Annotated in this window: 21 protein-coding genes; 8 read left to right on the forward strand and 13 right to left on the reverse strand. The window is 48.3% G+C overall.

The genetic code is table 11. From position 1 onward, the window contains the following. Nucleotides 1–2 precede the first annotated feature (2 nt). Nucleotides 3–749, forward strand: coding sequence for a phosphoadenylyl-sulfate reductase (locus tag ACYQ1O_RS15630; RefSeq protein WP_459993086.1), 747 nt, complete (start codon nucleotides 3–5; stop codon nucleotides 747–749). A gap of 56 nt (nucleotides 750–805) precedes the next feature. Here the strand turns inward: ACYQ1O_RS15630 and ACYQ1O_RS15635 are convergent, their stop codons facing one another. The 8 genes from ACYQ1O_RS15635 to adk all read right to left on the reverse strand — a co-directional run bounded on the left by ACYQ1O_RS15635 (nucleotide 806) and on the right by adk (nucleotide 9449). Continuing rightward, a complete protein-coding gene (locus ACYQ1O_RS15635) occupies nucleotides 806–1813 on the reverse strand; it encodes an NAD-dependent epimerase (protein WP_459993087.1) in 1008 nt (335 codons plus the stop codon). Nucleotides 1814–1925: 112 nt separating this feature from the next. After that, nucleotides 1926–4388: a motility hub landmark protein FimV gene (locus tag ACYQ1O_RS15640; protein WP_459993088.1), complete on the reverse strand. Its 2463-nt coding sequence runs from the start codon at nucleotides 4386–4388 to the stop codon at nucleotides 1926–1928. 69 nt (nucleotides 4389–4457) lie between these two features. Beyond that, entirely contained in the window at nucleotides 4458–5480 is a 1023-nt protein-coding gene (locus ACYQ1O_RS15645) for an aspartate-semialdehyde dehydrogenase (RefSeq protein ID WP_459993089.1), read from the reverse strand. After that, nucleotides 5473–6564, reverse strand: coding sequence for a 3-isopropylmalate dehydrogenase (gene leuB / locus ACYQ1O_RS15650; RefSeq protein WP_459993090.1), 1092 nt, complete (start codon nucleotides 6562–6564; stop codon nucleotides 5473–5475). Before leuB ends, ACYQ1O_RS15645 begins: the two co-directional genes overlap by 8 nt. A 19-nt stretch (nucleotides 6565–6583) precedes the next feature. Then, nucleotides 6584–7222, reverse strand: a complete 639-nt coding sequence (gene leuD, locus ACYQ1O_RS15655; RefSeq protein ID WP_459993091.1) for a 3-isopropylmalate dehydratase small subunit — start codon at nucleotides 7220–7222, stop codon at nucleotides 6584–6586. A gap of 4 nt (nucleotides 7223–7226) precedes the next feature. Continuing rightward, nucleotides 7227–7358, reverse strand: a complete 132-nt coding sequence (locus tag ACYQ1O_RS15660; RefSeq protein ID WP_459993093.1) for an entericidin A/B family lipoprotein — start codon at nucleotides 7356–7358, stop codon at nucleotides 7227–7229. A gap of 19 nt (nucleotides 7359–7377) precedes the next feature. Next, nucleotides 7378–8781: a 3-isopropylmalate dehydratase large subunit gene (leuC, locus tag ACYQ1O_RS15665; RefSeq protein ID WP_459993094.1), complete on the reverse strand. Its 1404-nt coding sequence runs from the start codon at nucleotides 8779–8781 to the stop codon at nucleotides 7378–7380. A gap of 29 nt (nucleotides 8782–8810) precedes the next feature. Beyond that, nucleotides 8811–9449, reverse strand: a complete 639-nt coding sequence (gene adk, locus ACYQ1O_RS15670; protein ID WP_459993096.1) for an adenylate kinase — start codon at nucleotides 9447–9449, stop codon at nucleotides 8811–8813. Between the two features lie 343 nt (nucleotides 9450–9792). Here adk and ACYQ1O_RS15675 point away from each other — a divergent pair, with 343 nt between their 5' ends. The 3 genes from ACYQ1O_RS15675 to lpdA are packed head-to-tail and all read left to right on the forward strand — an operon-like array spanning nucleotide 9793 to nucleotide 15399. Continuing rightward, nucleotides 9793–12615 (forward strand): 2-oxoglutarate dehydrogenase E1 component, encoded by a 2823-nt coding sequence (locus ACYQ1O_RS15675; protein WP_459993097.1) that lies wholly within the window; start codon nucleotides 9793–9795, stop codon nucleotides 12613–12615. A 1-nt stretch (nucleotide 12616) separates the two neighbouring features. Then, complete coding sequence (gene odhB, locus ACYQ1O_RS15680) at nucleotides 12617–13861, forward strand: 2-oxoglutarate dehydrogenase complex dihydrolipoyllysine-residue succinyltransferase (protein ID WP_459993099.1); 1245 nt, start codon at nucleotides 12617–12619, stop codon at nucleotides 13859–13861. A 2-nt stretch (nucleotides 13862–13863) separates the two neighbouring features. Further along, a complete protein-coding gene (gene lpdA, locus ACYQ1O_RS15685) occupies nucleotides 13864–15399 on the forward strand; it encodes a dihydrolipoyl dehydrogenase (RefSeq protein ID WP_459993100.1) in 1536 nt (511 codons plus the stop codon). Nucleotides 15400–15470: 71 nt separating this feature from the next. On the opposite strand, the gene ACYQ1O_RS15690 is transcribed toward lpdA, so the two are convergent. The 4 genes from ACYQ1O_RS15690 to ACYQ1O_RS15705 form a co-directional block, all read right to left on the reverse strand. Continuing rightward, nucleotides 15471–16748, reverse strand: coding sequence for a dicarboxylate/amino acid:cation symporter (locus tag ACYQ1O_RS15690; RefSeq protein ID WP_459993101.1), 1278 nt, complete (start codon nucleotides 16746–16748; stop codon nucleotides 15471–15473). 51 nt (nucleotides 16749–16799) lie between these two features. Continuing rightward, nucleotides 16800–17420, reverse strand: coding sequence for a TIGR04282 family arsenosugar biosynthesis glycosyltransferase (locus ACYQ1O_RS15695; protein ID WP_459993102.1), 621 nt, complete (start codon nucleotides 17418–17420; stop codon nucleotides 16800–16802). After that, on the reverse strand, nucleotides 17420–17917 hold the full coding sequence (locus ACYQ1O_RS15700; protein WP_459993104.1) for a hypothetical protein: 498 nt from the start codon (nucleotides 17915–17917) through the stop codon (nucleotides 17420–17422). Before ACYQ1O_RS15700 ends, ACYQ1O_RS15695 begins: the two co-directional genes overlap by 1 nt. A 99-nt stretch (nucleotides 17918–18016) precedes the next feature. Next, nucleotides 18017–19414: a P-loop NTPase family protein gene (locus ACYQ1O_RS15705; protein WP_459993105.1), complete on the reverse strand. Its 1398-nt coding sequence runs from the start codon at nucleotides 19412–19414 to the stop codon at nucleotides 18017–18019. A gap of 167 nt (nucleotides 19415–19581) precedes the next feature. On the opposite strand from ACYQ1O_RS15705, the gene ACYQ1O_RS15710 reads away from it, so the two are divergent. Further along, the gene (locus tag ACYQ1O_RS15710) at nucleotides 19582–19953 is read left to right on the forward strand and encodes a hypothetical protein (protein WP_459993106.1); all 372 of its coding nucleotides are present in this window, start codon (nucleotides 19582–19584) and stop codon (nucleotides 19951–19953) included. Between the two features lie 10 nt (nucleotides 19954–19963). On the opposite strand, the gene nadB is transcribed toward ACYQ1O_RS15710, so the two are convergent. Next, the gene (nadB, locus tag ACYQ1O_RS15715; protein WP_459993109.1) at nucleotides 19964–21568 is read right to left on the reverse strand and encodes an L-aspartate oxidase; all 1605 of its coding nucleotides are present in this window, start codon (nucleotides 21566–21568) and stop codon (nucleotides 19964–19966) included. Nucleotides 21569–21731: 163 nt separating this feature from the next. Here nadB and rpoE point away from each other — a divergent pair, with 163 nt between their 5' ends. From rpoE to ACYQ1O_RS15730, 3 genes are read left to right on the forward strand one after another with little or no spacing between them, the layout of a single operon-like run. Beyond that, nucleotides 21732–22322 carry an RNA polymerase sigma factor RpoE gene (gene rpoE, locus ACYQ1O_RS15720; RefSeq protein ID WP_459993110.1) on the forward strand — a complete coding sequence of 197 codons (591 nt, stop codon included), beginning with the start codon at nucleotides 21732–21734 and terminating at the stop codon, nucleotides 22320–22322. A 15-nt stretch (nucleotides 22323–22337) separates the two neighbouring features. Continuing rightward, complete coding sequence (locus ACYQ1O_RS15725; protein ID WP_459993111.1) at nucleotides 22338–22889, forward strand: sigma-E factor negative regulatory protein; 552 nt, start codon at nucleotides 22338–22340, stop codon at nucleotides 22887–22889. Next, on the forward strand, nucleotides 22886–23854 hold the full coding sequence (locus ACYQ1O_RS15730; protein ID WP_459993112.1) for a MucB/RseB C-terminal domain-containing protein: 969 nt from the start codon (nucleotides 22886–22888) through the stop codon (nucleotides 23852–23854). Before ACYQ1O_RS15725 ends, ACYQ1O_RS15730 begins: the two co-directional genes overlap by 4 nt. The last annotated feature ends 30 nt before the right edge of the window (nucleotides 23855–23884 follow it).

Here is a 23884-nt window from a genome sequence, read left to right on the forward strand (position 1 = left end):
CCATGACCGATATTGATATTCAGCAACTACAAGTTGAACTGAACCAAAAAAAGCCCAGGGCTATCCTTAAAAAAGCACTGGAACTTTATGACAACATTGCCATTTCTTTCAGTGGTTCGGAAGATGTGGTGCTGATCGACATGGCTGTCGCCCTGCGCAAAAACATTCAAGTATTTTGCTTGGACACAGGAAGGCTTCACCCTGAAACCTACCGTTTTATTGAAAAAGTCAGGAAACATTATCATCTTGACATTGAACTGCTGACACCGGATCGCGATGTATTAGACCGGTTCGTCAAACAAAAGGGCTTGTTCAGTTTTTACGAAGATGGGCATCAGGATTGCTGCCAAATCCGCAAAGTGGAGCCGCTATCACGCCGTGTCGCCCATTTGGACGCATGGATAACCGGACAGCGCCGTGACCAAAGCTTAGAAACGCGCCAAGATTTGCCTGAGGTTCAAATTGACACCACCTTCTCAACAGAAGAACATCAATTAGTTAAATTCAACCCGTTGCTCAATTGGACATCGGCACAAGTCTGGGATTACATTGAAGCTTACGAAGTCCCCTTTAACGAATTGCACGAAAAAGGTTTTATTAGCATTGGCTGCGAACCTTGCACAAGGGCGGTTCTACCGAACCAACACGAAAGGTCAGGACGCTGGTGGTGGGAGTCAGGTGCAAAAAAAGAATGCGGCCTACATGCAGATAACATCAAGAATGACGTGACATCATTTTTAAACAGTTAACTAGCCGTCAAAAATAAGGCGAAGCAAGGCCTTATCGGCTTGCCCCCGCCCTATCTTCAACAACGATAGTAGCTTTTATACCAAGCAACAAACTGGGCAATACCATCGGCCAGACTGATACTTGGCTTAAAAGCAAAATCATTTTCCAAATCAGCCACATCGGCACAGGTATCTTGGACGTCACCAGGTTGCATCGGCAATAAGTTCTTAATGGCTTTCCTACCTAGGCATGACTCCAATAACTCAATAAAGTCCAATAATTTTACGGGGTTATGGTTGCCAATATTATAGACGCGGTAAGGTGCGAGGCTGCTGCTTGGATCTGGCAAACTACCTGACCAACGCGGATTGGCGACAGATGGCTTGTCCAATACATTAACAACACCATCAACAATATCATCAATAAAAGTAAAATCCCTACGGTGATTGCCAAAGTTAAATACATCAATGGGCTTACCGGCAAGGATATTCCGGGTAAATAAAAACGGCGACATATCCGGCCTACCCCAAGGCCCATAAACAGTAAAAAACCTTAGGCCAGTAGTAGGTATGTTAAAAAGATGGCTGTAGGTATGCGCCATTAATTCATTGGCTTTTTTGGTTGCCGCATATAAAGAGACCGGGTGGTCGACATTGTCGCGCACAGAGAAAGGGATTTTAGTATTAGCCCCGTACACCGAACTTGATGACGCGTAAACCAAATGGCCTATTTTGAAATGGCGGCAGCATTCCAACAGGTTGGTAAAACCAACGATATTGGCATCAATATACGCATGGGGGTTTTCAAGGGAATAACGGACGCCAGCTTGTGCGGCAAGATTAACGACATGACTAAAGCAATGGCTCAAGAACAACGCATTAAGCCCACTCCTATCGGCAATATCCAATTCTAAAAACTGAAAATGGGGAAATTGCTCTAAACGTCCAAGCCTAGCCAATTTCAAATTGACGTCGTAGTACCCATTTAAATTGTCAATGCCGACAACCTTATCACCACGCAGCAACAACTTCAGACAGAGAGCCGCCCCTATAAAACCAGCAGCACCCGTCACAAGAACAGTCAAAAATATCTCCGTATGGATTGATAAGAACCGCTCATAAATAAACGGCTCTTAGATATGTACAAAGCCTCTATTTATAGGAGCTTTTATCGCCTTAACAAAAACAGCGCTGTTTTTACAATCCTGCCAATAACGATTGCGCAACATCACGTTGCTTATCATTACCTTTTTCTAAGATCTCCTGAACTATTTCAATTGCAGATTCTTTATCGCCCATATCAATATAAGCAATAGCCAAATCTAACTTGGTTTCAATTTCATCGATATTACCAAGATCTATTGCAGGAGGAGGTATCTCGCCCTTTCCTTTATCATCCCCTAACAAGCCAAAATCAAATTCATCTTCGAAAGAATAACTTAAAGGCGAGGCATCAATCTTAGGTTCTGAAGGCTTATCAAATTCGATGATATTTGTTGAAAATGGCTCACTGTCTTCGACAGCAAAATCTTGTTGCAAAGGCTTGGGTTCATCAAACAGCTCAAACTCAACTGTGCGATTCTCTGCGCTTTCCCCACTTCTTTCATTGCTCTCTTCTTCAAAGAAGCTTAAATCGAAATCAAACAACTCGCCTGATACATCAGTTTCTTCTTGTTTAGCACTTGACTCGATAAGGCTTTCAAAAGACTCAGAGGCAAACATGTCAACACTTTGCTCCTCGATTGCAGGAGTCGGTTCTGTAGCTGCTGGGCTAACATCAAAGCTAGGCTTTGTAAGATTGAGCTTGGATCCATTCGGATTAAACAATGCCGAATCAGCACAAATCTCACTACCCATTTCGATAACTTTTGACCAGAACAAACGGTCATCTTTTTTACCTGTATCGGATAATTGCCACGCGTAGTTTTCAAAATCTTTGCTGTTATTATTGCTGTAATAAATTTCCAATAATTTAAGCTTGTACTCATCATGATCAGGCTGATCTTCGATAGCCTGACGCATCAACTCTTCCGCTTGTTGATAGCGCCCATAAGCGAGATAAACATCAGCTTCTGATATTGGATCAATTTCATCATGATCCATATCGAAGGTATCAAACTCGCCAGGAATAAATTCTGCCAAGAATAAATTGTCGGATCCTGCACCAAAATTGTTATCAACCGCTTTTTCTAACTCAGCTGTAGGTTTACTAGTTTGGCCTTTTGATGCACTTGTGTAAGCGCGGATAGCATCAAGACCACTATCTCGATCTAAACGACGATTTCTAAACCAAAACCACCCCAAAACAGTTAGTAAACCACTACCAATACCTATAACTCCCAAGTAGTAATATGACTCATTGGGTTCTACTGGTTTTATTTGTGCAGGTTTAATAACTGGCTTTGGTTTTATTGGGGCAACTACTGGCTTCTCAGTATCAGGCTGGGGCTGCGCTTCGGTGACCGGAGCCGGTGTCACAACAGGCTCAGGATTTTGAACGGGGGCTTGTTGCGCTTGAGCCTGGGGCTGGGGCTGGGGCTTATTTTGCAAAATGGCTAATTGCTGATCTTTTAAAGCCACAATTTGTTGCATAGTTGCCAACTGCTTTTCCAATTCAGCAATTTTGGCTTTTATTTCTGCATCAGCACCTGATTTGCCTGCAAGAGGTTCTGAAGTATCCGCTTTATCTTCTGTACCCGCATCAACCTCGACTGGCTTTGAAGTATTTTTGGCTTCCGCCGTTTGCTGGGATTCAGCACTGATTTCGACTTTATCAGCTACTGTTGCTTGATTCGGTGCATGCAGCGTCAGTTCGTTATCAGGCTCTGAATCGGCGTTACTATGCGCCATAGCGGGTACATCGGTAACTTGGCGGTTATTCCAAGCATTATTTTGCTGATTAAACTCTGCTAAAGCCTGCTTTCTTGATAATTGTATGACGGTGTTTCGATCAGGTACTTTGATCCTTTTGCCCGCCATTAGGGCGTTCACATTTTGCTTAAAGAATGCCTGGGGATTGTTCTGATAAATGGCAATCATCATCTGTTCAACCGATGCATCGCTGCCCCGGTTGACACGTTGCGCAATTCCCCACAGCGTGTCATTTTTGCTAGTAACCAATGATCCATCATGGCTAACAGCTGCTGCCGTTCTCCGAGGTTTTGATCTGGATTGCTGCCTTACAGCTTGAGGTCTTTCTGAAGGGAAGTAAGGATTGGATTGATACGTGTCATAACTATTGGCTACAGGAATTGTCGGTTGCTCATAAACTGCCGGCGGATCCACTAGCACGGTAAATTCACGGAACAAGCTTCCTTTCGGCCAAGTTACTTCCAACATTAAATCTAAAAATGGTTCTTTTAAGGCATTTCTGGTGCTGAGTTTGACCAGAACGACACCATTATCACCCGCAACTGTTTCAAATTTAATATCTGATAAAACACTCGTCCAAGGTATGCCCGCTTCAATAAATTTTTCAGGTGAAGCTAACTTAACTTTAACATCAGCGGGTTTTTCACCGGGTGCTAACATTAAAGATATATCAGCTTTCAAGTTTTCGTTGAGTGCCGAGTGCAACTTAATGTCACCAATTCCTAGCGGATAAGCACTAACGGGTAACATTAACGATGCCACCACAATAGTTTTTGTTAAATTGCGCACGATGCTCTCCTTCACAATAGTCGCCACAGTCTCATACCACCGATAGTAAAATATAGGAACAAGCTTAGCCTAGATGTGATTTTTTACCAGCTCTTCGGCTATTTGCACGCTGTTTAAAGCCGCGCCTTTACGGACGTTGTCGCCAACCACCCACAAATCTATGCCTGTAGGATGGGATATATCTTCCCTAATCCTACCGACAAACACATTATCATTGCCTGACGAGTCAGTGACTGCTGTGGGATAACCACCATTGACGCGCTCGTCAATCACAGTCAATCCTGGAGCTTTCTCTAGCAAAGCCCTAACGGCTTCCACACTTATTTTTTCGCGGGTTTCGATGTGTACCGCTTCCGAATGCCCATAGAAGACAGGCACACGTACAGCCGTAGCATTTACTTTGATTGTTGGGTCGCCTAGGATTTTTTGGGTTTCCCAAACCATTTTCATTTCTTCTTTGGTGTAGCCATTGTCTAAGAAAACATCGATCTGAGGCAAGACATTAAATGCAATTTGTTTAGGATAAACTTTACTTTCTATGGGTTGCAGGTTCAAAAGATCACGAGTTTGCCGACCCAGCTCTTCGATAGCTTCTTTACCCGTTCCGGAAACGGCCTGATAAGTACAAACATTGATGCGGGTAATGCCGACGGCGTCGTAAATGGGTTTCAACGCCACAAGCATTTGAATCGTAGAACAATTCGGGTTGGCGATAATGCCTCGATTTTTATAATCGGCAATTTTTTCGGGATTGACTTCCGGCACCACCAACGGGATGTCATCATCATAGCGGAATTGGGAAGTATTATCTATGACAATACAGCCAGCTGCAGCGGCAATCGGCGCATACACTTCCGAAACTGACGCACCGGGTGAAAACAGGCCTATTTGGGCTTTAGAAAAATCAAAGGTTGCCAAGTCTTGCACTTTTAGCGAACCACCTTTAAATGGGATGCGTTTTCCTACCGAATTACTGCTAGCTAGCGCATACACCTCACCGACCGGAAAATTACGCTCTTCCAAGATGGATAGCATGGCCTCGCCTACCGCACCCGTCGCGCCAACAACGGCAACATTATAAACTTTACTCATGCAATGACCCTTTTAAAGCGGCGACGACAGCATCGCCCATTTGTGCAGTACCCACTTTTTGCGTACCTTCAGAATAAATATCCGCCGTACGGAAACCGGCATCCAGTGCCCCACTAACCGCAGCCTCAATACGATCCGCCGCTTCGATTTCGTTAAACGTATACCGCAACATCATAGCCGCCGACAATATGGTCGCCAACGGATTGGCAACGCCTTGTCCGGCAATATCGGGGGCGGAACCGTGAATAGGTTCGTACATGCCTTTGTTATTGGCATCTAAGGAAGCGGAAGGCAACATGCCGATTGAACCGGTAAGCATAGCGGCCGCGTCGGACAAAATGTCGCCAAACATATTGGACGTCACTAAAACGTCAAATTGTTTGGGAGCGCGCACCAATTGCATAGCTGCATTATCAACATACATATGGCTAAGCGCAACATCAGGATAATCTTTGCCAACTTCGGTCACAACCTGACGCCATAATTCTGTACATTCCAACACATTGGCTTTATCAACCGAACAGACTTTATGGTTTCGTTTTTGCGCGATACGGAAAGCGGAATGGGCAATGCGGCGAATTTCCGACTCGGTATAAACCAGTGTGTTGAAACCTTGTTTTTCGCCATTTTCTAACACACGCACACCGCGCGGCTGACCGAAATAAATACCGCCCGTCAATTCACGCACGATCATTATATCTAGGCCCGATACAACCTCAGGCTTCAACGTGGAAGCATCCGCCAACTGCGGGTACAAAATCGCAGGGCGCAGATTGGAAAACAAACCCAAAGTGGAACGCAAGCCCAGCAAGCCTTTTTCAGGACGCACTGAAATATCCAAGCCTTCCCATTTAGGGCCGCCCACCGCACCCAACAAAATAGCATCAGCGGCTTTCACTTGATCGATGGTTTGTTGCGGGAAAGGCGTGCCATAAACATCATAGGCGGCACCGCCAATCAGGCCACTTTCAAACACCAATCCTAACTTCATTTCGGTGCTAACTACATCCAGCACCTTTAACGCTTCGGCAATAATTTCCGGGCCAATGCCATCACCTGGCAACACCACAATTTTTTTTGTCATTGAAAACCTTTTTTATTTTTTAGAGTTCGGCAAACAACCAAGGCGCGCGTTTAGCGCGTTCTGCTTCATAAGCGGCAATTTTATCGGCATTTAATAACGACAAAGCAATGTCATCCAAGCCATTTAACAAACGGTATTTACGGGTTTCGTCTACCGCAAAAGTAATGCTTTTCCCACTTGGCGTAATAATCGTTTGCGCATCCAAATCAATCACCAAACGATAACCTTCGCTTAATTCCTTAAACAGGATATCGACTATATCTGCAGCCAGAGCAATCGGCAGCAGGCCATTTTTAAAGCAATTGTTGTAGAAAATATCAGCAAAACTAGGGGCGATAATGGCACGAAAACCAAAATCTTCCAAAGCCCACGGTGCGTGTTCACGCGATGAACCGCAGCCAAAATTTTCCCGTGCCAGTAAAATTTGCGCACCTTGGTATTGCGGCTTGTTAAGTACAAAATCGGGATTGCGCGGACGGTTTGTGCAATCCATTTCTGGCTCGCCGTGATCGAGATAACGCCATTCGTCAAACAAATAAGGGCCAAAACCGGTACGGCGGATGGATTTTAAAAATTGTTTGGGAATGATCGCGTCGGTATCAACATTGGCACGGTCTAAAGGCGCGACCAAACCGTTTAATAAAGTAAAAGCTTGCATAGTATTATTTAGTTGTTTTTTGGATAGCTTCACCAGCTTTTTGAATGTCCTTACCGATGCCAGCCATCGTATTGCAGCCAGCCACGGTAAAAACGGCAACGATGCATAAAACAAGGATAACGCCTTTGCTCATCATCAACTCCTCAAATGAAGTGTTATAAATCGCGGACATCCACAAAATGACCTGCCACAGCAGCGGCAGCCGCCATAGCCGGACTGACCAAATGGGTACGCCCGCCATAACCTTGGCGGCCTTCAAAGTTGCGGTTGGAGGTTGACGCGCAACGTTCACCTTCTTCCAGCTTGTCGGCATTCATCGCCAAACACATCGAACAACCCGGATCGCGCCATTCAAAGCCTGCTTCGGTAAAAATTTTGTCCAAACCTTCCGCTTCGGCCTGGCGCTTGACCAAACCGGAACCTGGAACAACCATCGCCAATTTGATGTTACCGGCAATTTTTTTGCCTTTGGCAACAGCGGCGGCGGCGCGCAAATCTTCAATCCTGGAATTGGTACAAGAGCCAATAAAGACCTTATCAACGTAAATTGCATTGATTGCCTGATTGGCTTCCAGACCCATGTATTCCAATGCCCGGATCATACTTTGGCGTTTAACCTCATCGGCTTCTAAAGCAGGGTCAGGTACGCAAGCGTCCACCGCTGCGACCAACTCCGGTGACGTTCCCCAAGTGACTTGTGGCTTGATTGCGGTCGCGTCGAGTTCAATCACCTTATCAAAAACAGCATCGGCATCGGAATGCAATCGTTGCCAATAGCGTTCCGCCATAAACCAATGATCACCTTTAGGCGAGTAAGTACGGTCACGGTAATAATCGATGGTAACGTCATCGACCGCAATCAAACCGGCCCTTGCGCCCGCTTCAATGGCCATATTGCAGACCGTCATGCGGCCTTCCATTGATAAAGCGCGGATCGCCTCGCCGGCAAACTCAATGGTATAGCCATTGCCGCCCGCTGTACCAATCTTGCCGATGATTGCCAAGACAATATCTTTCGCGGTGACGCCTAAGCCGACTTGACCATTCAGCTTAATCAACAAATTTTTGGCTTTTTTCTGCACTAAGCATTGTGTCGCCAAGGCATGTTCCACTTCTGACGTACCAATACCAAACGCCAAAGCGCCCGATGCGCCATGCGTGGAAGTATGCGAATCACCGCAAACAACGGTCATGCCAGGCAACGTTGCGCCTTGCTCGGGACCGACTACGTGGACGATGCCTTGGCGCAAATCTGCCATGCCAAATTCGGTGATTCCAAATTCGGCGCAATTTTTATCCAAAGTCTCCACTTGAAGGCGCGAGATCGGGTCGGCAATGCCTTTGTCCCTGTCCGTAGTGGGAACGTTATGGTCGGCAACCGCCAAATTGCGGGCAACACGCCAAGGTTTTCTGCCCGCCAAACGCAAGCCGTCAAAGGCTTGCGGCGAAGTGACTTCGTGTACCAAATGGCGGTCAATGTAGATCAATGAAGAACCATCATCCTCGCTGTGGACGACGTGGTCTTCCCATAATTTGTCGTATAAAGTTTTACCCGGCATAAGCGTTGGCTTTGATTTGTAAAGAGGAGTTAAGCAAGAACGGCAAATACTTTAGCCGTAATTTCGTCCACCGAACCGACGCCCGCAATGGAAGCGAAACGGTTTTGGCGGGAAGGGTCAGAATAAAACCCGACCAAAGGTTTGGTTTGTTGGTGATAAACGTCCAAGCGCTTGCGGACAGTTTCTTCTTTGTCGTCATCGCGCAAGATTAATGGTTCGCCCGTTTCATCATCAACGCCTTCGTTTTTTGGCGGATTGTATTCAATATGGTAGGTGCGGCCTGATGCCATGTGTACGCGTCTGCCCGCCATGCGTTTGACGATTTCTTCATCGGCAACAACAATTTCAACAACGTTATCGATGGTGATGTTCATCGCGTCCAAACCTTCGGCCTGGGCAATGGTACGGGGAAAACCATCCAATAAAAAGCCATTGGCGCAATCGGACTGGGCGATACGCTCTTTCATCAAACCTAAGATAATGTCATCCGATACCAAGCCACCTGCGTCCATCACTTTTTTGGCCTCAACACCCAGTGGCGAGCCTTCCCTGACCGCAGCCCGCAACATATCACCGGTTGAAATTTGTGGAATGGCAAATTTTTTGGTAATAAACTGGGCTTGTGTTCCTTTACCTGAACCTGGGCTCCCTAACAGGATGATGCGCATGTATGACTCCGTCGTCTTATGACTACTAAACTATTATTAATTAAAACGTCCGAACATAACATTGGATGCCCGGCAAAACAAGCTGGCTATTTTACGGCAAACTCTTTTAAAAATGCGCTTATTTTTGCTTTAAATACGATAACAATGAACTATTAGCATTACCCAGCAGACCAATTGCGCAGCTTAACACCGTGAAGGCTTGCCAAGCAGTCAACTCTGTTACCCCCAAGGCTTGCCTTTACTGCTAAAATAGCCGATATTTTCAATCCAGCATCGGCACAAACGCTGGTCAATCGCCCCAATCCGCACAGTCAACCCACGCCGCAGCCTTTGGATAGCCCTAATGAGTACTTTGCTTAAACTTTTTCAAGACTCTTCTTCTTTATATGGTAGTAACGCCACCTTTATTGAAGACCTTTACGAACAATATCTTGAAGACCCTGAATCGGTCGATCCAAGCTGGCAGCAACAATTCCGCCAAATCCATCGGGGCGTTGATTACGAAACGCCGCACAGCCCTGTTGTAGAGCGCTTTGCCAAACTGGCCAAATCACCGGCAAAGCTGGCGCAGCTGCAAGGCTACACCGAACAAAGCGTCAAAAAACAATCGGCGGTGGCACGGCTTATCAACCATTATCGCGTGCGCGGACACCAAATTGCCAACAACAACCCGCTAGGCAAAACCACGCCAGCGCCGTTAGATATGGAGCCTTCGTATTACGGCCTGACCGAGCCGGATATGGATACCTTGTTTGACACCGGCTCCTTATACGGCGATAGCCGCCAGCCTTTACGCGAGATTATTGCCCGCCTTAAAACCATCTACTGCGGCAGCATCGGCTCCGAGTTCATGCACATTGTCGACACCAAAGAACGGCGCTGGCTCATCAACCGTTTGGAAAGCCCCAAACTGACCTCCGCCCTCAGTGCCGACAAAAAACGTTGGTTATTAAAACTACTGACCTCCGCCGAAGGCATTGAACATCATCTGCAAAACCGTTTTGTCGGACAAAAACGCTTTTCACTGGAAGGTGGCGAAGCGCTGATCCCCATTTTAGACGAACTGATCCAATGCTCGGGCAGCCAAGGCGCAAAAGAAATTGTGTTGGGCATGGCGCACCGTGGACGCTTGAATGTGCTGGTCAACATCTTGGGCAAAAGCCCTGCCAGCCTGTTTGACGAATTTGCCGGCACATTCAAAGCCACGCCAGGGATGAACTCAGGTGACGTGAAATACCACATGGGCTTTTCCTCCAACATCGAATCCGAAGCAGGCCCGATACACTTGACCTTGGCCTTTAACCCATCGCATCTGGAAATCATCAACCCCGTGGTAGAAGGTTCCGTTCGTGCGCGCCAAGACCGTGCTGGTGAAGGGGCGATCAATACCGTCATCCCTGTACTCATCCACGGTGACGCTGCCTTTGCAGGCCAAGGCATTGTTATGGAAACCCTGAACATGTCACAAACCCGAGGGTTTTCAACCGGCGGCACTATCCATATTGTCATCAACAACCAAATCGGCTTTACCACCAGCAACCCTAAAGACGCCCGCTCCACTTTATATTGCACCGATGTCGCCAGCATGATCCAGGCGCCGGTCTTCCATGTGAATGGTGATGATCCGGAAGCCGTCATTTTTGTCACCAAGCTGGCAGTCGAATACCGCATGACCTTTAACCGCGACGTCGTCATCGACCTGATTTGCTACCGCCGTCTAGGCCATAACGAAGCCGACGAACCGGCAGCAACCCAACCGATGATGTACCAAACCATCCGCAAGCATAAAACCACGCGCAAACTGTACGCCGAACGCTTGCTGAAAGAAGGTGTGGTCAGTGCCGACGAAGCTTTGGCAATGGAACAGGATTACCAAAAGCAACTCGATGCCGGCGAAATTGTTTCGCGTCCGGTCATTCCCAACCCGACTTATTCTTACTCCAGCCAATGGCAGCAGTTCTTAAACAAACATTGGAACCAAGACTGCCATACCGCTGTTTCATTAGACCGCATACGCTTCTGTAATGACCGCATGCAGCGGTTGCCCAGCAATTTTGAATTGCATCCGCGCGTGGCGAAAGTCATGGAAAACCGCCGCAAAATGGCAGCGGGCGCCATGCCTTTGGACTGGGGCTTTGCTGAAAACATGGCGTACGCGACGTTGTTAATGGAAAACCACAATATCCGGCTGACCGGTCAGGATGTCGGACGTGGCACGTTTGTGCATCGCCATGCCGTGTTGCATAACCAAATCAACCACAAAACCTACACGCCGCTTAAACACTTGGATAAAAACCAAGGCCGCGCGCAGATTTTTGACTCGCTGCTATCCGAAGCGGGCGTATTGGGTTTTGAATACGGCTATAGCACCACTACACCCAACACATTGGTCATTTGGGAAGCCCAGTTTGGTGATTTTGCTAACGGCGCGCAAGTGCTGATCGACCAATTCATCAGCTCCGGCGAAACCAAATGGGGCCGCTTATGCGGCTTGACCATGCTATTGCCGCACGGTTTTGAAGGCCAAGGCCCAGAGCATTCATCGGCACGCTTGGAGCGCTATTTGCAATTATGCGCCGAACATAACATCCAAGTCTGCAACCCCACCACGCCTTCACAAATCTTCCATTTATTGCGCCGCCAGCTGATACGGCCCTACCGCAAGCCTTTGGTGGTGATGAGCCCAAAAAGCTTGCTGCGCCACAAGCTGGCAGTTTCCACTTTAGAAGACCTGACCAGCGGGCAGTTTGAACCCATTATTGGCGAACAAGACGAAGTCAACGCCAAAAAAGTCACGCGCTTTGTGTTATGTTCCGGCAAAGTCTATTACGACTTATTGGAAGTGCGCCGCCAAGACGACTTAAAACACGTCGCGATTGCCCGACTGGAACAGATATACCCGTTCCCAGGCACTTTGTTCAAAGCGGAAATCGCCAAATATCCAAACCTGAAAGAATTTGTCTGGTGTCAGGAAGAGCCGAAAAACCAAGGCGCTTGGTATAATTCCAACCACCATTTCGTTGACAACCTTCCCCCTGCAATCAAAGTAACTTATGCTGGTCGTGACGCTTCGGCATCGCCTGCGGTCGGCAGCTTCCACGTCCATATAGAACAGCAAAAGGCTGTCGTACAATCAGCCCTTTACGGCACACCCTCAGGAAAATAACATGAGCATTGAAGTCCTAGTCCCTACCCTACCCGAATCTGTTGCTGACGCGACCTTAATCACTTGGCACAAAAAAGCCGGTGAAACCGTCAACAAAAATGACAACTTGGTCGATCTGGAAACAGACAAGGTTGTTTTGGAAGTCACTGCGCCTGACAGTGGTGTGCTCAGCCAAATCCTTAAACTAGATGGCAGCATCGTCACCAGTGGCGAATTGCTGGCATTGATAGACACCCAAGCAACAGCCCCTGTCACAGAAGCTGCCGCCAGCAGCAATAGTGGGGCTTCCGAAACTGCCAGCAATCTGGCACTGAGTCCTTCCGTGCGCCGCTTGGTTCAAGAAAACACCTTAGACCCGAGCGCCATCGTCGGCACCGGCAAAAGCGGTCGGCTGACCAAATCCGACATCTTGGAGCATTTAAGCAAACAAAGCGCCGTACAAGCCCCCACCGAGGCCGTACCGACGCCAAGTACGCCACCGCCCGCTGAACCCATCCCTGCGCCAATAACGCCTGCCGAAACCATCAGCACCAGCGCAGCCGGACACCGCCCCGAACAGCGCGTACCGATGACCCGCTTGCGAGCCAAAGTGGCCGAGCGTTTATTGCAGGCGCAGCAAAACGCCGCCATGTTGACAACGTTTAACGAAGTCAACATGCAAAACGTCATCGACTTGCGCAACCAATACAAAAACCGCTTTGAAGAAAAACACAAAGTCAAACTCGGCTTTATGTCATTTTTCGTTAAGGCCTCCATCGAAGCCTTAAAAAAATTCCCCGCCATCAACGCCTCCATTGACGGCAACGACATCATTTACCACGGCTATTACGATTTGGGGATCGCCGTCAGCACACCACGTGGCCTGATTGTGCCGGTCTTGCATGATGTTGACCAACTCGACTTTGCCGGCATCGAAAAAACAATTGTCGACTTCGGCGAAAAAGCCCGTGCCGGTACGCTCAGCTACGATGACTTGAAAGGCGGCACGTTTACCATCACCAACGGCGGTGTCTTTGGTTCGATGCTATCCACGCCCATCCTTAACCCGCCACAGTGCGCGATTTTAGGCATGCACGCCATTAAAGAACGCGCCGTGGTGGAAAACGGGCAAATCGTCATCCGCCCCATCATGTATTTGGCCTTGTCTTATGACCACCGCTTGGTCGATGGTCGCGAAGCTGTGCAATTCTTAGTGACCATTAAGGAATGCTTGGAATCTCCCGCCCACCTTTTGCTTAACATTTAACTATGTCAAAAAAGCCCACTTCTGCCAGCAAAACCCAACCCACTGCGACGGTTTACGACGTGATCGTCATCGGCGCAGGACCTGCGGGCTACTCCAGCGCCATCCGCTGTGCGCAATTGGGGCTAAAAACCGCCTGCGTGGACAATTGGCGTGACAAACACGGGCAAAGTGGCTTGGGGGGCTTTTATCTCAACTCCGGTTGTGTAGCCGGAGTCGCCTTACTGGAATCGGCAAAAGCCTACCAATTCATCAAACATGGCTTGGGCAAACACGGCATACAAGCCGACAACATCAGCGTCGACATTGCCGCCATGGTTCAACGCAAAGACAACATTGTCGATGGGTTACGGAAAAAAATCGCCGATGACTTTGCACTGTACAAAATTGACCGCATCCATGCCAAAGCCAAATTGCTGGGGCCAAGACGGGTAGAAATAACTCCTGTTCCCAGCACAAATGGTGAGCTGGCATCCGCGCCCAGCGTCATTGAAGGTAAACATATCATTTTGGCGACAGGTGCCTCGCCCGTGAAGCTGCGTTGTGCACCTATCGACAATGAATTCATTTTTGATTCGATAGGCGCATTAAACCTCAACGCTGTACCTAAAAAACTCGCAATTATTGGCGCTGGCGTCATTGGTTTGGAGATTGCCGGCATTTGGAACCGCTTAGGCGCAGAAACCATTTTGCTGGAAGCGCAAGAAAGCTTTTTATCGCTGCCGGACCAACAAATTGCCCGCGAAGCCTACCGCATTTACACCGCGCAAGGGCTGGATTTGCGCCTGGGTGCGCGGGTGACTTCCACCAAGAAAAGCGGCAAAAAAGTGGTCGTCGAATACCAAGACCAAGAAGGCCAACACAGTTTGCGTGTGGACAAACTGATTGTCGCTTGCGGACGCAAGCCCAACACCGAAAACCTTGCCGCACCTGAAGCCAACTTACTGCTGGACGAAAACGGTTATGCGCACGTCAACGAAAATTGCCGTACCAATTTACCAAACGTCTACGCCATTGGCGATTTGACCTTGCTCGGCCCCATGCTAGCGCACAAAGGCATTGAAGAAGGCATTTTTGTTGCCGAACAAATTGCCGGACTGCACAGCCCGATCAATTACAACATCCTACCGAGCGTCATTTACACCGATCCGGAAATTGCCTGGGTAGGGCAAACCGAACAAGCCTTACGCGCAATGGGCGAACCCATCAAAATTGGCATTTATCCCTTAAACGCCACGGCCCGGGCGCAAACCTTGGGCGCAACCGAAGGCATGGTAAAAATCATCGCCCATGCCGATAACGACAGTATTTTGGGCATCCACATCATTGGCGCACAAGCCTCGGAACTGATCGCTGAAGCCACGCTGGCCATGGAGTTTTCCGCCAGCAGTGAAGATTTGGCGCGCACCATCCACGCCCATCCCACCTTGTCTGAAGCCGTGCATGAAGCGGCTATCGCCTTAAAACTCCAAACCCATCCTAAGCTGCAAAAAACAGAAGACCACGCCGCTTATAAAGACGAATTGTTAACCGACGAATAAATAGAGATTTACACCCCGCGCCGGCAGGAAACTGCCGGAACGCCCCCACACTTTGCAAGCACTGCCTCGCATTAAGCTTTCGGTCCTACACTTAATTCCTCGGTTAATTTGGCCTTATCCAGCTCGCCTTCCCAATGGGCGGCAACCACGGTAGCAACGGCATTACCCAGCAAATTGGTCAACGCACGCGCCTCTGACATGAAGCGGTCAATGCCTAAAATTAATGCCAAACCTGCTACAGGAATGCTGGGCACTGCCGATAAAGTAGCCGCCAAGGTAATAAAACCGCTTCCGGTCACACCTGCCGCACCTTTTGATGTCAGCAATAAAACCGTAAATAAGGTCAGCTCCTGCGTAAAGCTTAACGACGTATCCGTCGCTTGGGCGACAAAAATAGCCGCCATCGACAGATAAATCGACGTGCCATCCAAATTAAAAGAATAACCGGCAGGAACCACCAATCCGACCACCGAACGCGCGCACCCCAAGCGCTCCAACTTCACCATCATGCGCGGCAATACCGATTCCGATGAGGATGTTCCCAGTACAATCAGCAATTCTTCCTTGAAATAAGCAATCAGTTTAAAAAGCTTAAAGCCCGCCAAACGGGCAATCGAACCCAATACAAAAACCACAAACAACACGCAAGTCAGATAAAAACAGCCCATCAGTTTCGCCATAGGCAACAACGAGGCCACGCCGTATTTTCCGATAGTAAAAGCCATCGCCCCAAACGCGCCAATAGGCGCAAGCTTCATTATCATTTCAACGACACCGAATAAGGCGAGGGATACTTTATTGATAGCCGCCGTCACCGGCTGCCCAAGCTCACCCATCGCCGTCAGTGCAAAACCAAACAACACGGAAAACAGCAATACCTGCAAAATCTCGCCTTTGGCAAAGGCATCCACCACGCTAGCGGGAATGATGTTGAGCAAAAAATCGACCATTGAAACCTGCTTGGCAGGATCAGTAAAAGCAGCCAAGGCTTTGCTGTCCAAAGTACTGGCATCGACATGCATACCCGCGCCAGGTTGCACAAGATGCACAACCAGCAAACCTAACACCAATGCCAATGTGCTGACCACTTCAAAATACAACAAGGCTTTAACGCCTACCCGACCCGCCTTATCCAAGCCCTGCATACCGGCAATGCCAGTAACCACCGTGCAGAAAATAATCGGCGCAATCATCATTTTGATAAGCTTGATAAAGCCATCGCCCAAAGGCTTCATTAGCACTGCCCAATCGGCATAAAAATGGCCTAAAGCCACACCCAGGCCTATCGCCAGCAACACTTTCAGATAAAGATGCACAGGCTTGGCATGATCGTTGTTGATTCCGGGCATATTTTTATCTTTAAGTTAAGGGTAGGTTCGGGCGGTTTGCATCGCCACATCCTAATCGGGTTTAGCCACCAACAAACGGTAACGCTGCAAATCTTCAGGCCGATCGACATCCCACTGTTCGGATAACAAGCCCAGCGTCAGCTGTTGTTGGGCGATACGCAAGCGCGTTTGCGCCAACACTTGGTCACTTCCCCAAGCTATATCGGTGAACAAAGCAGGATGGGCTTGCTTTAAGCCGATTAAGGTATAGCCGCCGTCTTCAGCGGGAGCAAGTACAACATCATGGCTATCCAACGCCAAAAAAGCGGCGCGCAAATCGTCAGCTGTCAACGAAGGGCAATCACAGCCCATCAGCAACACTTGGCGATAATGTTGCAACGCGCTGGTAAAGGCATGATGCATGCGTTCGCCCAAATGCTGGCCGTGCTGCTGATGCAGGGTGACAGGAAATTGCGCGGCGGTTTCCGCAAAAAAAGGGTGGTCAATACTGGGCGCACACCACAATTGCACAGGGCATAATTGGCTGTCCGTTACCCATTGCAGGGTTCTTAGGCTCAGCTCCCTATGGATTTGCGCCGCCTGTTCACCGTTAAGAAAAGGCATGAGACGGGTCTTAACCTGCCCTGCTACCGGTGCTTTACAAAAAATGACGACAACGCGATCACCCGACATTACAACAGCTGCCCCAAAGCAAACGCGCCATAATAAGTGGTGGCAAAATAGGTCAGGCTAAGCACCATGCTGGCGGCAGTATTGATTAACAAAGTGCGTTTAATGATATAGGTCACAATCATATAAGCCCATGCCCCTGTCAGGGCTAGCAAATAATAGCTGACAATATTTTCACTCACCGTCAACCAGATTAAGATGGGGATCACCAAAAAAGAGACGGCGTTCATGCCAAAAAAAAAGGCATTAGCCATTCTGATGAAAGCATAGGAAGTGCCGTTCAGCAGCAACATCAGGCCAATAAACAGGAGGGAAACGATGATTTCCAAGATAACTTCAACAAACGATTCGCCCGGATCGTCAGTCATATTGGCTTGCAGAAAAAACTGCACAATAAAAAAATAAACCAGATTTTTTTTCAAAAAGCCCAACGAATCCTCAAGGGCGTAAGGATTTTTTCTAAACCAGCACAACGGCAAATAATGTTTAAAAATAGCCATAATTTTTGGAGCGAAGCGCGCTCGGTGTTTTTAGTTTTAGGTGATGGCATCCTTTAAGCTTGGCTGTGCAGGCATTCGCTTGCACAAAATTAAAATCAATTAGGGATAATCTTTAAAATCGTCAAAATCTGAAACGGTGGGCGCATCGTCGTAACTGCCAAAACTGTCGTTTAAGGCTTGCACCAGGCTTTTGGCTTTTTCATCTAATTTATGCAAACGCATTTTGGTTTTTTTATTCCAGCCCGCAGGCTCGGTCATCGGCAGCAACATACGCAAAACGGTTTGGCTTTTATCAAACAAACCCGTCAAGTCTTCCATCAGCTCCAACTCTTTTTGGCGCTCTTTCAGCTTGGCAACCATCAATTTCGCTTGCAAGCGGCTGCCAAACAAATGCACAGGCACCATCAGCCCCAGTAAAGCGACAAGGGAAACCGGACCGACAATAGGGTCAAGCAACAAATCTAAAATGCCGCCAATTTGGATTTCCGCAAACACCGCCAGCGACAAGATAAACGTCAACACCAACAAGCTGGAGATATTCACCCGCTCTTTCCACGTCACCAAAGTTTTGCCGACTTCAGGAATGATGATCTGCTCGATGTCTTCAATGTTTTTTTCTAAGGCATCCAACACACGGTAGGATCGGTCATGACCCACATTGGCAAGACGCATTTCAATTTCGGCAAGGTAGTTTTGGTCTTGTAGCTTGTTGTTTTGCTGGTTAGGCAAAACAATGTATTGACCGGAGTTGATGCCCAACCCCGCCAGCTTGCGCTGCCAATTGGAGATCACTTCGCTACGGTTGATCGGCGTCATAAACGCCGGCGGCTCTTCAATTAAAAAAGTGAATTTATTGGTGTCTTGGTGTTCGCGCAAAGTGGCAACCAACTCATCGACCAAAGGCGCGCTGGTGTCGAACACATCGGCAAAAATCAGCACCAAATCAGAATGCTCAACCACATGACGGGTCAGCATGGACGTAACAGGCGTGAGCGGCGCAGCTGCCATGTTGGGCGCATCAATAAACAATTTGCCTTTCACTGCCGCGCTGTTGAGGGTTTTTAACTCCAAGTAGGAATTGATGCGCTTGCCTTCGCTTTTTTGCTGCTGCTCAATTTTGCGACCAATTTGGTAAAACGGATAACGGATATCAACATCCAAGGCCGAACCCGGCAACGTAGCGGTGTTGGTTTGGCTATTATGTAACAGGACGGTAAATTTGTAGCTGGACGCCTGGATGCCCGACAACAAATGCTCGGTACCTAGAAAAGTATTGATAAATCGCGATTTTGCCGTGGAATTGCCACCAATCAAGGTGATGATAGGCCACCAAGAACTTTTTGCTGCGGTGGTTTCGTCGCTTTCGATAAGGCCAAGATCAAACTCAATTTGATCCAATTCGTGGAAAACTTTTGATGCTTTCAATAAGACGGGGTTATCATGAGCAAAGTGTTTTTCAAGATTGAGCAAGTACTTGCTTACGGTCTTTTCAGTCATCAGTGTGGCCCCGTTTTGTTGAATTATTATTGTTTCGAGTTGGCGAAGTATACACCGAGTCCGCTTGAATTTTAAAAAATAAGGCGGGCATGGCGCTTCATGCAACGCCCTGCTTTCCAGGACAATCGCTTCAAAACCCAAACAACATCTTGCCAGTGGGAACGCCCATGCCAACACTTAAACCCACCGTTTTAAGCCTGTTTTCGGTCGCTTTAATTTCCTGTAGCCAAATACGCCCTGAAACAACAGGGGAAGCCGTCGACCAACCTTTAGCGCAATACGTCGAAAATGTTTTCCGCCTGCAAAACAGCCTGACCAGCGAGGTGATGATGAGAGTAGCCAGCGACACCGAACAGGCGGACACCATCGTGCAAGCCGAACAACGCATGCAGCAAGCCTGCAAACCACTGAATGAATATGCAACCCAAGAAAGCGATGGCTTGCGCATAGGCTTGGCTTTGCAACTAAAAGCCAAAGCCTCAGCAGCCCATTGTGAAAAAGCGGCAAAATCCCTGCAGTCCGCTTTGGTGGGAAACTAGCCTGATACGCTTAGATTTCAGGCGTCAAAATACTGTTTTGCGGTGGTCTGCTATTGTCCAGATCAGGATAATCAAGGGTGTAATGCAGCCCCCTACTTTCCTTACGCAACAACGCACAGCGGATAATCAGCTCGGCGACGATCACCAAATTACGCAATTCCAACAAATCGCTGGTGACACGGAAATTGCCGTAGTACTCGGCAATTTCACTTTTCAGCAATTCCACGCGGCTTAAGGCGCGGTACAAGCGTTTGTCGCTTCTGACAATGCCCACGTAATCCCACATAAAGCGGCGCAACTCGTCCCAGTTATGGGCAACCACCACTTCTTCGTCGGAGTCGATGACCAGCGACTCATCCCACTCAGGGATGGCTGGCGGTGCAGAAATGCCGGGCAAACGCTCCAAAATATCGATGCTGGCACGCTCGGCAAACACCAAACACTCCAATAATGAATTGCTGGCCATACGGTTGGCGCCATGCAAGCCAGTACTTGCGACTTCGCCGATGGCATACAAGTTGGTTATGTCTGTGCGCGCATAGCTATCGGTCAAAACGCCGCCGCAGGTGTAATGTGCCGAAGGCACGACCGGAATCGGCTGCTTGGTGATGTCGATGCCGTATTTCAGGCATTTTTTGTGAATGGTGGGGAAATGTTCGAGGATAAAGGCTTCGGACTTGTGGCTAATATCCAAATACACGCAATCAATGCCGCGTTTTTTGATTTCGTGGTCGATGGCACGGGCAACAATATCACGCGGTGCCAATTCGCAACGGGCATCAAAACGTTGCATAAACGGCGAGCCATCCGGCAAAATCAACTTACCGCCTTCGCCTCTGACGGCTTCGCTAATCAAAAACGATTTGGCATTGGGATGGAACAGGCACGTCGGATGGAATTGCATAAATTCCATATTGCTGACCCGACAACCGGCGCGCCATGCCAAGGCAATGCCATCGCCGGTCGCACTTTGCGGGTTGGTGCTGTACAGATAGACTTTGCTGGCACCACCGGTTGCCAATACCACCACGCGGGCGGTCATGGCTTTAACCTGTTGTTGTTGCGAGTCCAGCACATAAGCACCGACAATTTTTTTGCCGCCTTCGCCATTGTCTGCCGTTACTAGCTCGACGACGTTGTGGTTTTCGAACAATTCGATATTGGCATGCTCCTGCGCCCGTTCAATCAACGACAATGACACGGCCTTACCGGTCGCATCAGCGGTATGGACAATCCGGCGGTGCGAATGACCGCCTTCGCGGTTCAAATGCAACACTTTTTCGCCAGTTGTGGTAAATTCTTCCGTAAAGGCAACACCTTGTTGTTGAAGCCAATCTATCGAGCTTTTACCGTGGGTTACGGTTAGCCTGACGATTTCAGGATTGCACAAACCCGCACCGGCATCTAAAGTGTCTTCAATATGCGACTCGACGGAATCTTCGGCATCAAAGACAGCGGAAATGCCACCTTGTGCGTAGTAGGTGCTGCCCGCAGTCAAGGCAAATTTGGACAGCACGGCAATCCGTAACGGATGTTCAGCCAGCTTGAGGGCCAATCCCAAACCAGCCCCACCACTGCCAATAACCAAAACGTCGTAAATTTTTGAATCAGTCATAATATCTACAAAATGGATAATCAATCATGCTGTGTGGTGGCTTAATGCCCAGCGTTTAGGGATAATAACGATTTTTACGGATTGATAGCAATTTTTGTGTCAAAAATATGTCGATTCGAACTTATCAAATTTTATCCTGTCCATTCCAACATAAAGAGCCGTAGTGAACAGTCAAACAAGGACTAACGAGCAACTCGACGAAGAACTGGTATTGCGGGTGCAACGGGGCGACAAAAAAGCCTTCGATATGCTGGTGCTAAAATACCAACATAAAATCATCCAACTGGTTAACCGCTACGTTAAAGACCCAAGCGAGGCGCAGGATGTCGCCCAAGAAACTTTTATAAAGGCTTATCGCGCCTTAGGTAATTTTCGCGGCGACTCGGCTTTTTATACTTGGCTGTACCGTATTGCCATCAACACGGCAAAAAACCATTTGGTCGCCAGAACACGGCGCAGTTCGCAGTACGAAGTGGACATCCAAGAAGCCGAACAAATTGAGAATGCACCCCAACTGCAGGGCATTGAAACGCCTGAAGGGTTGCTGATGAATGATGAAATCGTCGCGGTCATTAAGTCGGCGATTGACAATTTGCCCGAAGAAATGCGGACGGCAATTATGTTGCGGGAATTTGAAGGCATGAGCTACGAAGAAATTGCCGAAGCCATGTCTTGTCCGGTAGGAACGGTCAGATCGCGTATCTTTAGGGCGCGTGAAGCCATTGATAATAAACTAAGCCCTTTGCTTGATTAAACACGGTGATTTTCGATGAATGAAGAGTTAAACCAAAAAATTTCTCAATTTCTTGATGACGATCTGGATCGCGACGAAGCGATTGGTTTATTGCAAAAAATGCGTACCACGCCGGAACTTACCCAAAAGCTTAACCGCTACGAAGCCATTAGCCACGCTTTAAAAACCGATGTCTTCATTGACATCAGCACGGACTTTTCCGCCCGCATCAGCCAGCAAATCGAACAAGAACCGGTTTACTTCTCTCCGAAAGCGAAAAGCAAAATAATTATCAAACCCCATTATAAACAATGGGCTTTGGCTGCCTCGGTTGCCGTCTGTGCGGTGCTTGTCGAACGCGGCCTGAACACCCCTACCCTGCAACCTATTGAAAACCGACAAGCCCTACAAGTCGCCTCCAGCCAAACCAAGCAAGCCACCATCGCCCCCGAAACAGAAGCCCTGCCAACCCCGTCGCTCAACGCCCGTATCAACGAATACCTGCAAGCCCACAACAGCAGCGTGTATGCCACCAGTGAAGCCGAATTAAAACCATTTACCCGAGTAACGGCTTATAACCAACAATGATCGACATTAAGCGTTTTCTCCTCTCCTTACTCATCGCCTCAAACACTGTATCGGCAGAAGAAAGCCTACCCGACGGCAAACAAAGCCTCGCCAAAATGGCGCAGGCCATGCATAGCCTTAATTATCAAGGGACTGTTGCTTTTTTGCGGAACGGAAAACTGGAACCGATGCAATACTTCCACGCCAACAAAAGCGGCTTAGAGCAAGAGCGGCTGCTGTCACTCAATTCGCCACTGCGGGAAATTATCCGCGATTCAGGCGAAGTGAGCTGTCTCTACAAGGCCACCCGACATAAAATCATTGACCATCGCCCCTTCGAACATTCCTTTCTGCTTGACCTTCCACAAGACATCAACACCCTCACCCCGCTTTACGACATCCAACTGGTTAGCCAAGAAAACATCGCCATGCTGCCCACGTATGTCATCGAACTTAAAGCCAAGGACTCATTACGCTATTCCAGAAAGCTTTGGTTGGAAAAAGATCATTTTTTGCCGTTGAAAGCCGTGGTGTTTAACGCATCGGGCAATGTCCTGGAAGAGCTGGTTTTTACTGATCTTGACATCAAAGACAAGCTGGATTTTGCAGATACGGCGAACAAAGACGCCAAACAACCACCTGCCGAGCATACCGATTTTAGTGATGCCGCCTTCACCGTCAACCAAGTACCTGCCGGCTTTCAACAACTGTATTTTACCCGCCGTGCCATGCACAACTCGCCACAGCCCGTAGAACATTTGATTTTGGGTGACGGCCTGTCATCCGTCTCGGTCTATTTGGAACACCGCAACGATAAACCCAGCCAGCCTAGCGGCAACACTCCCTCTGCCATCCAGGCCATCGGCACCATCAACTTTTTTAGCCAATCGCTCGGCGATTATGAATTGACTGTCATGGGCGAAGTTCCGGAACCCACCATCAAACTCATTGCCGAAGGCATCAGGCTCAAACCCGCTGCACCTTAAAATACAAAGCAAGCCACTAAGCCTGCCTTA

This window comes from Methylosoma difficile (assembly GCF_054657615.1).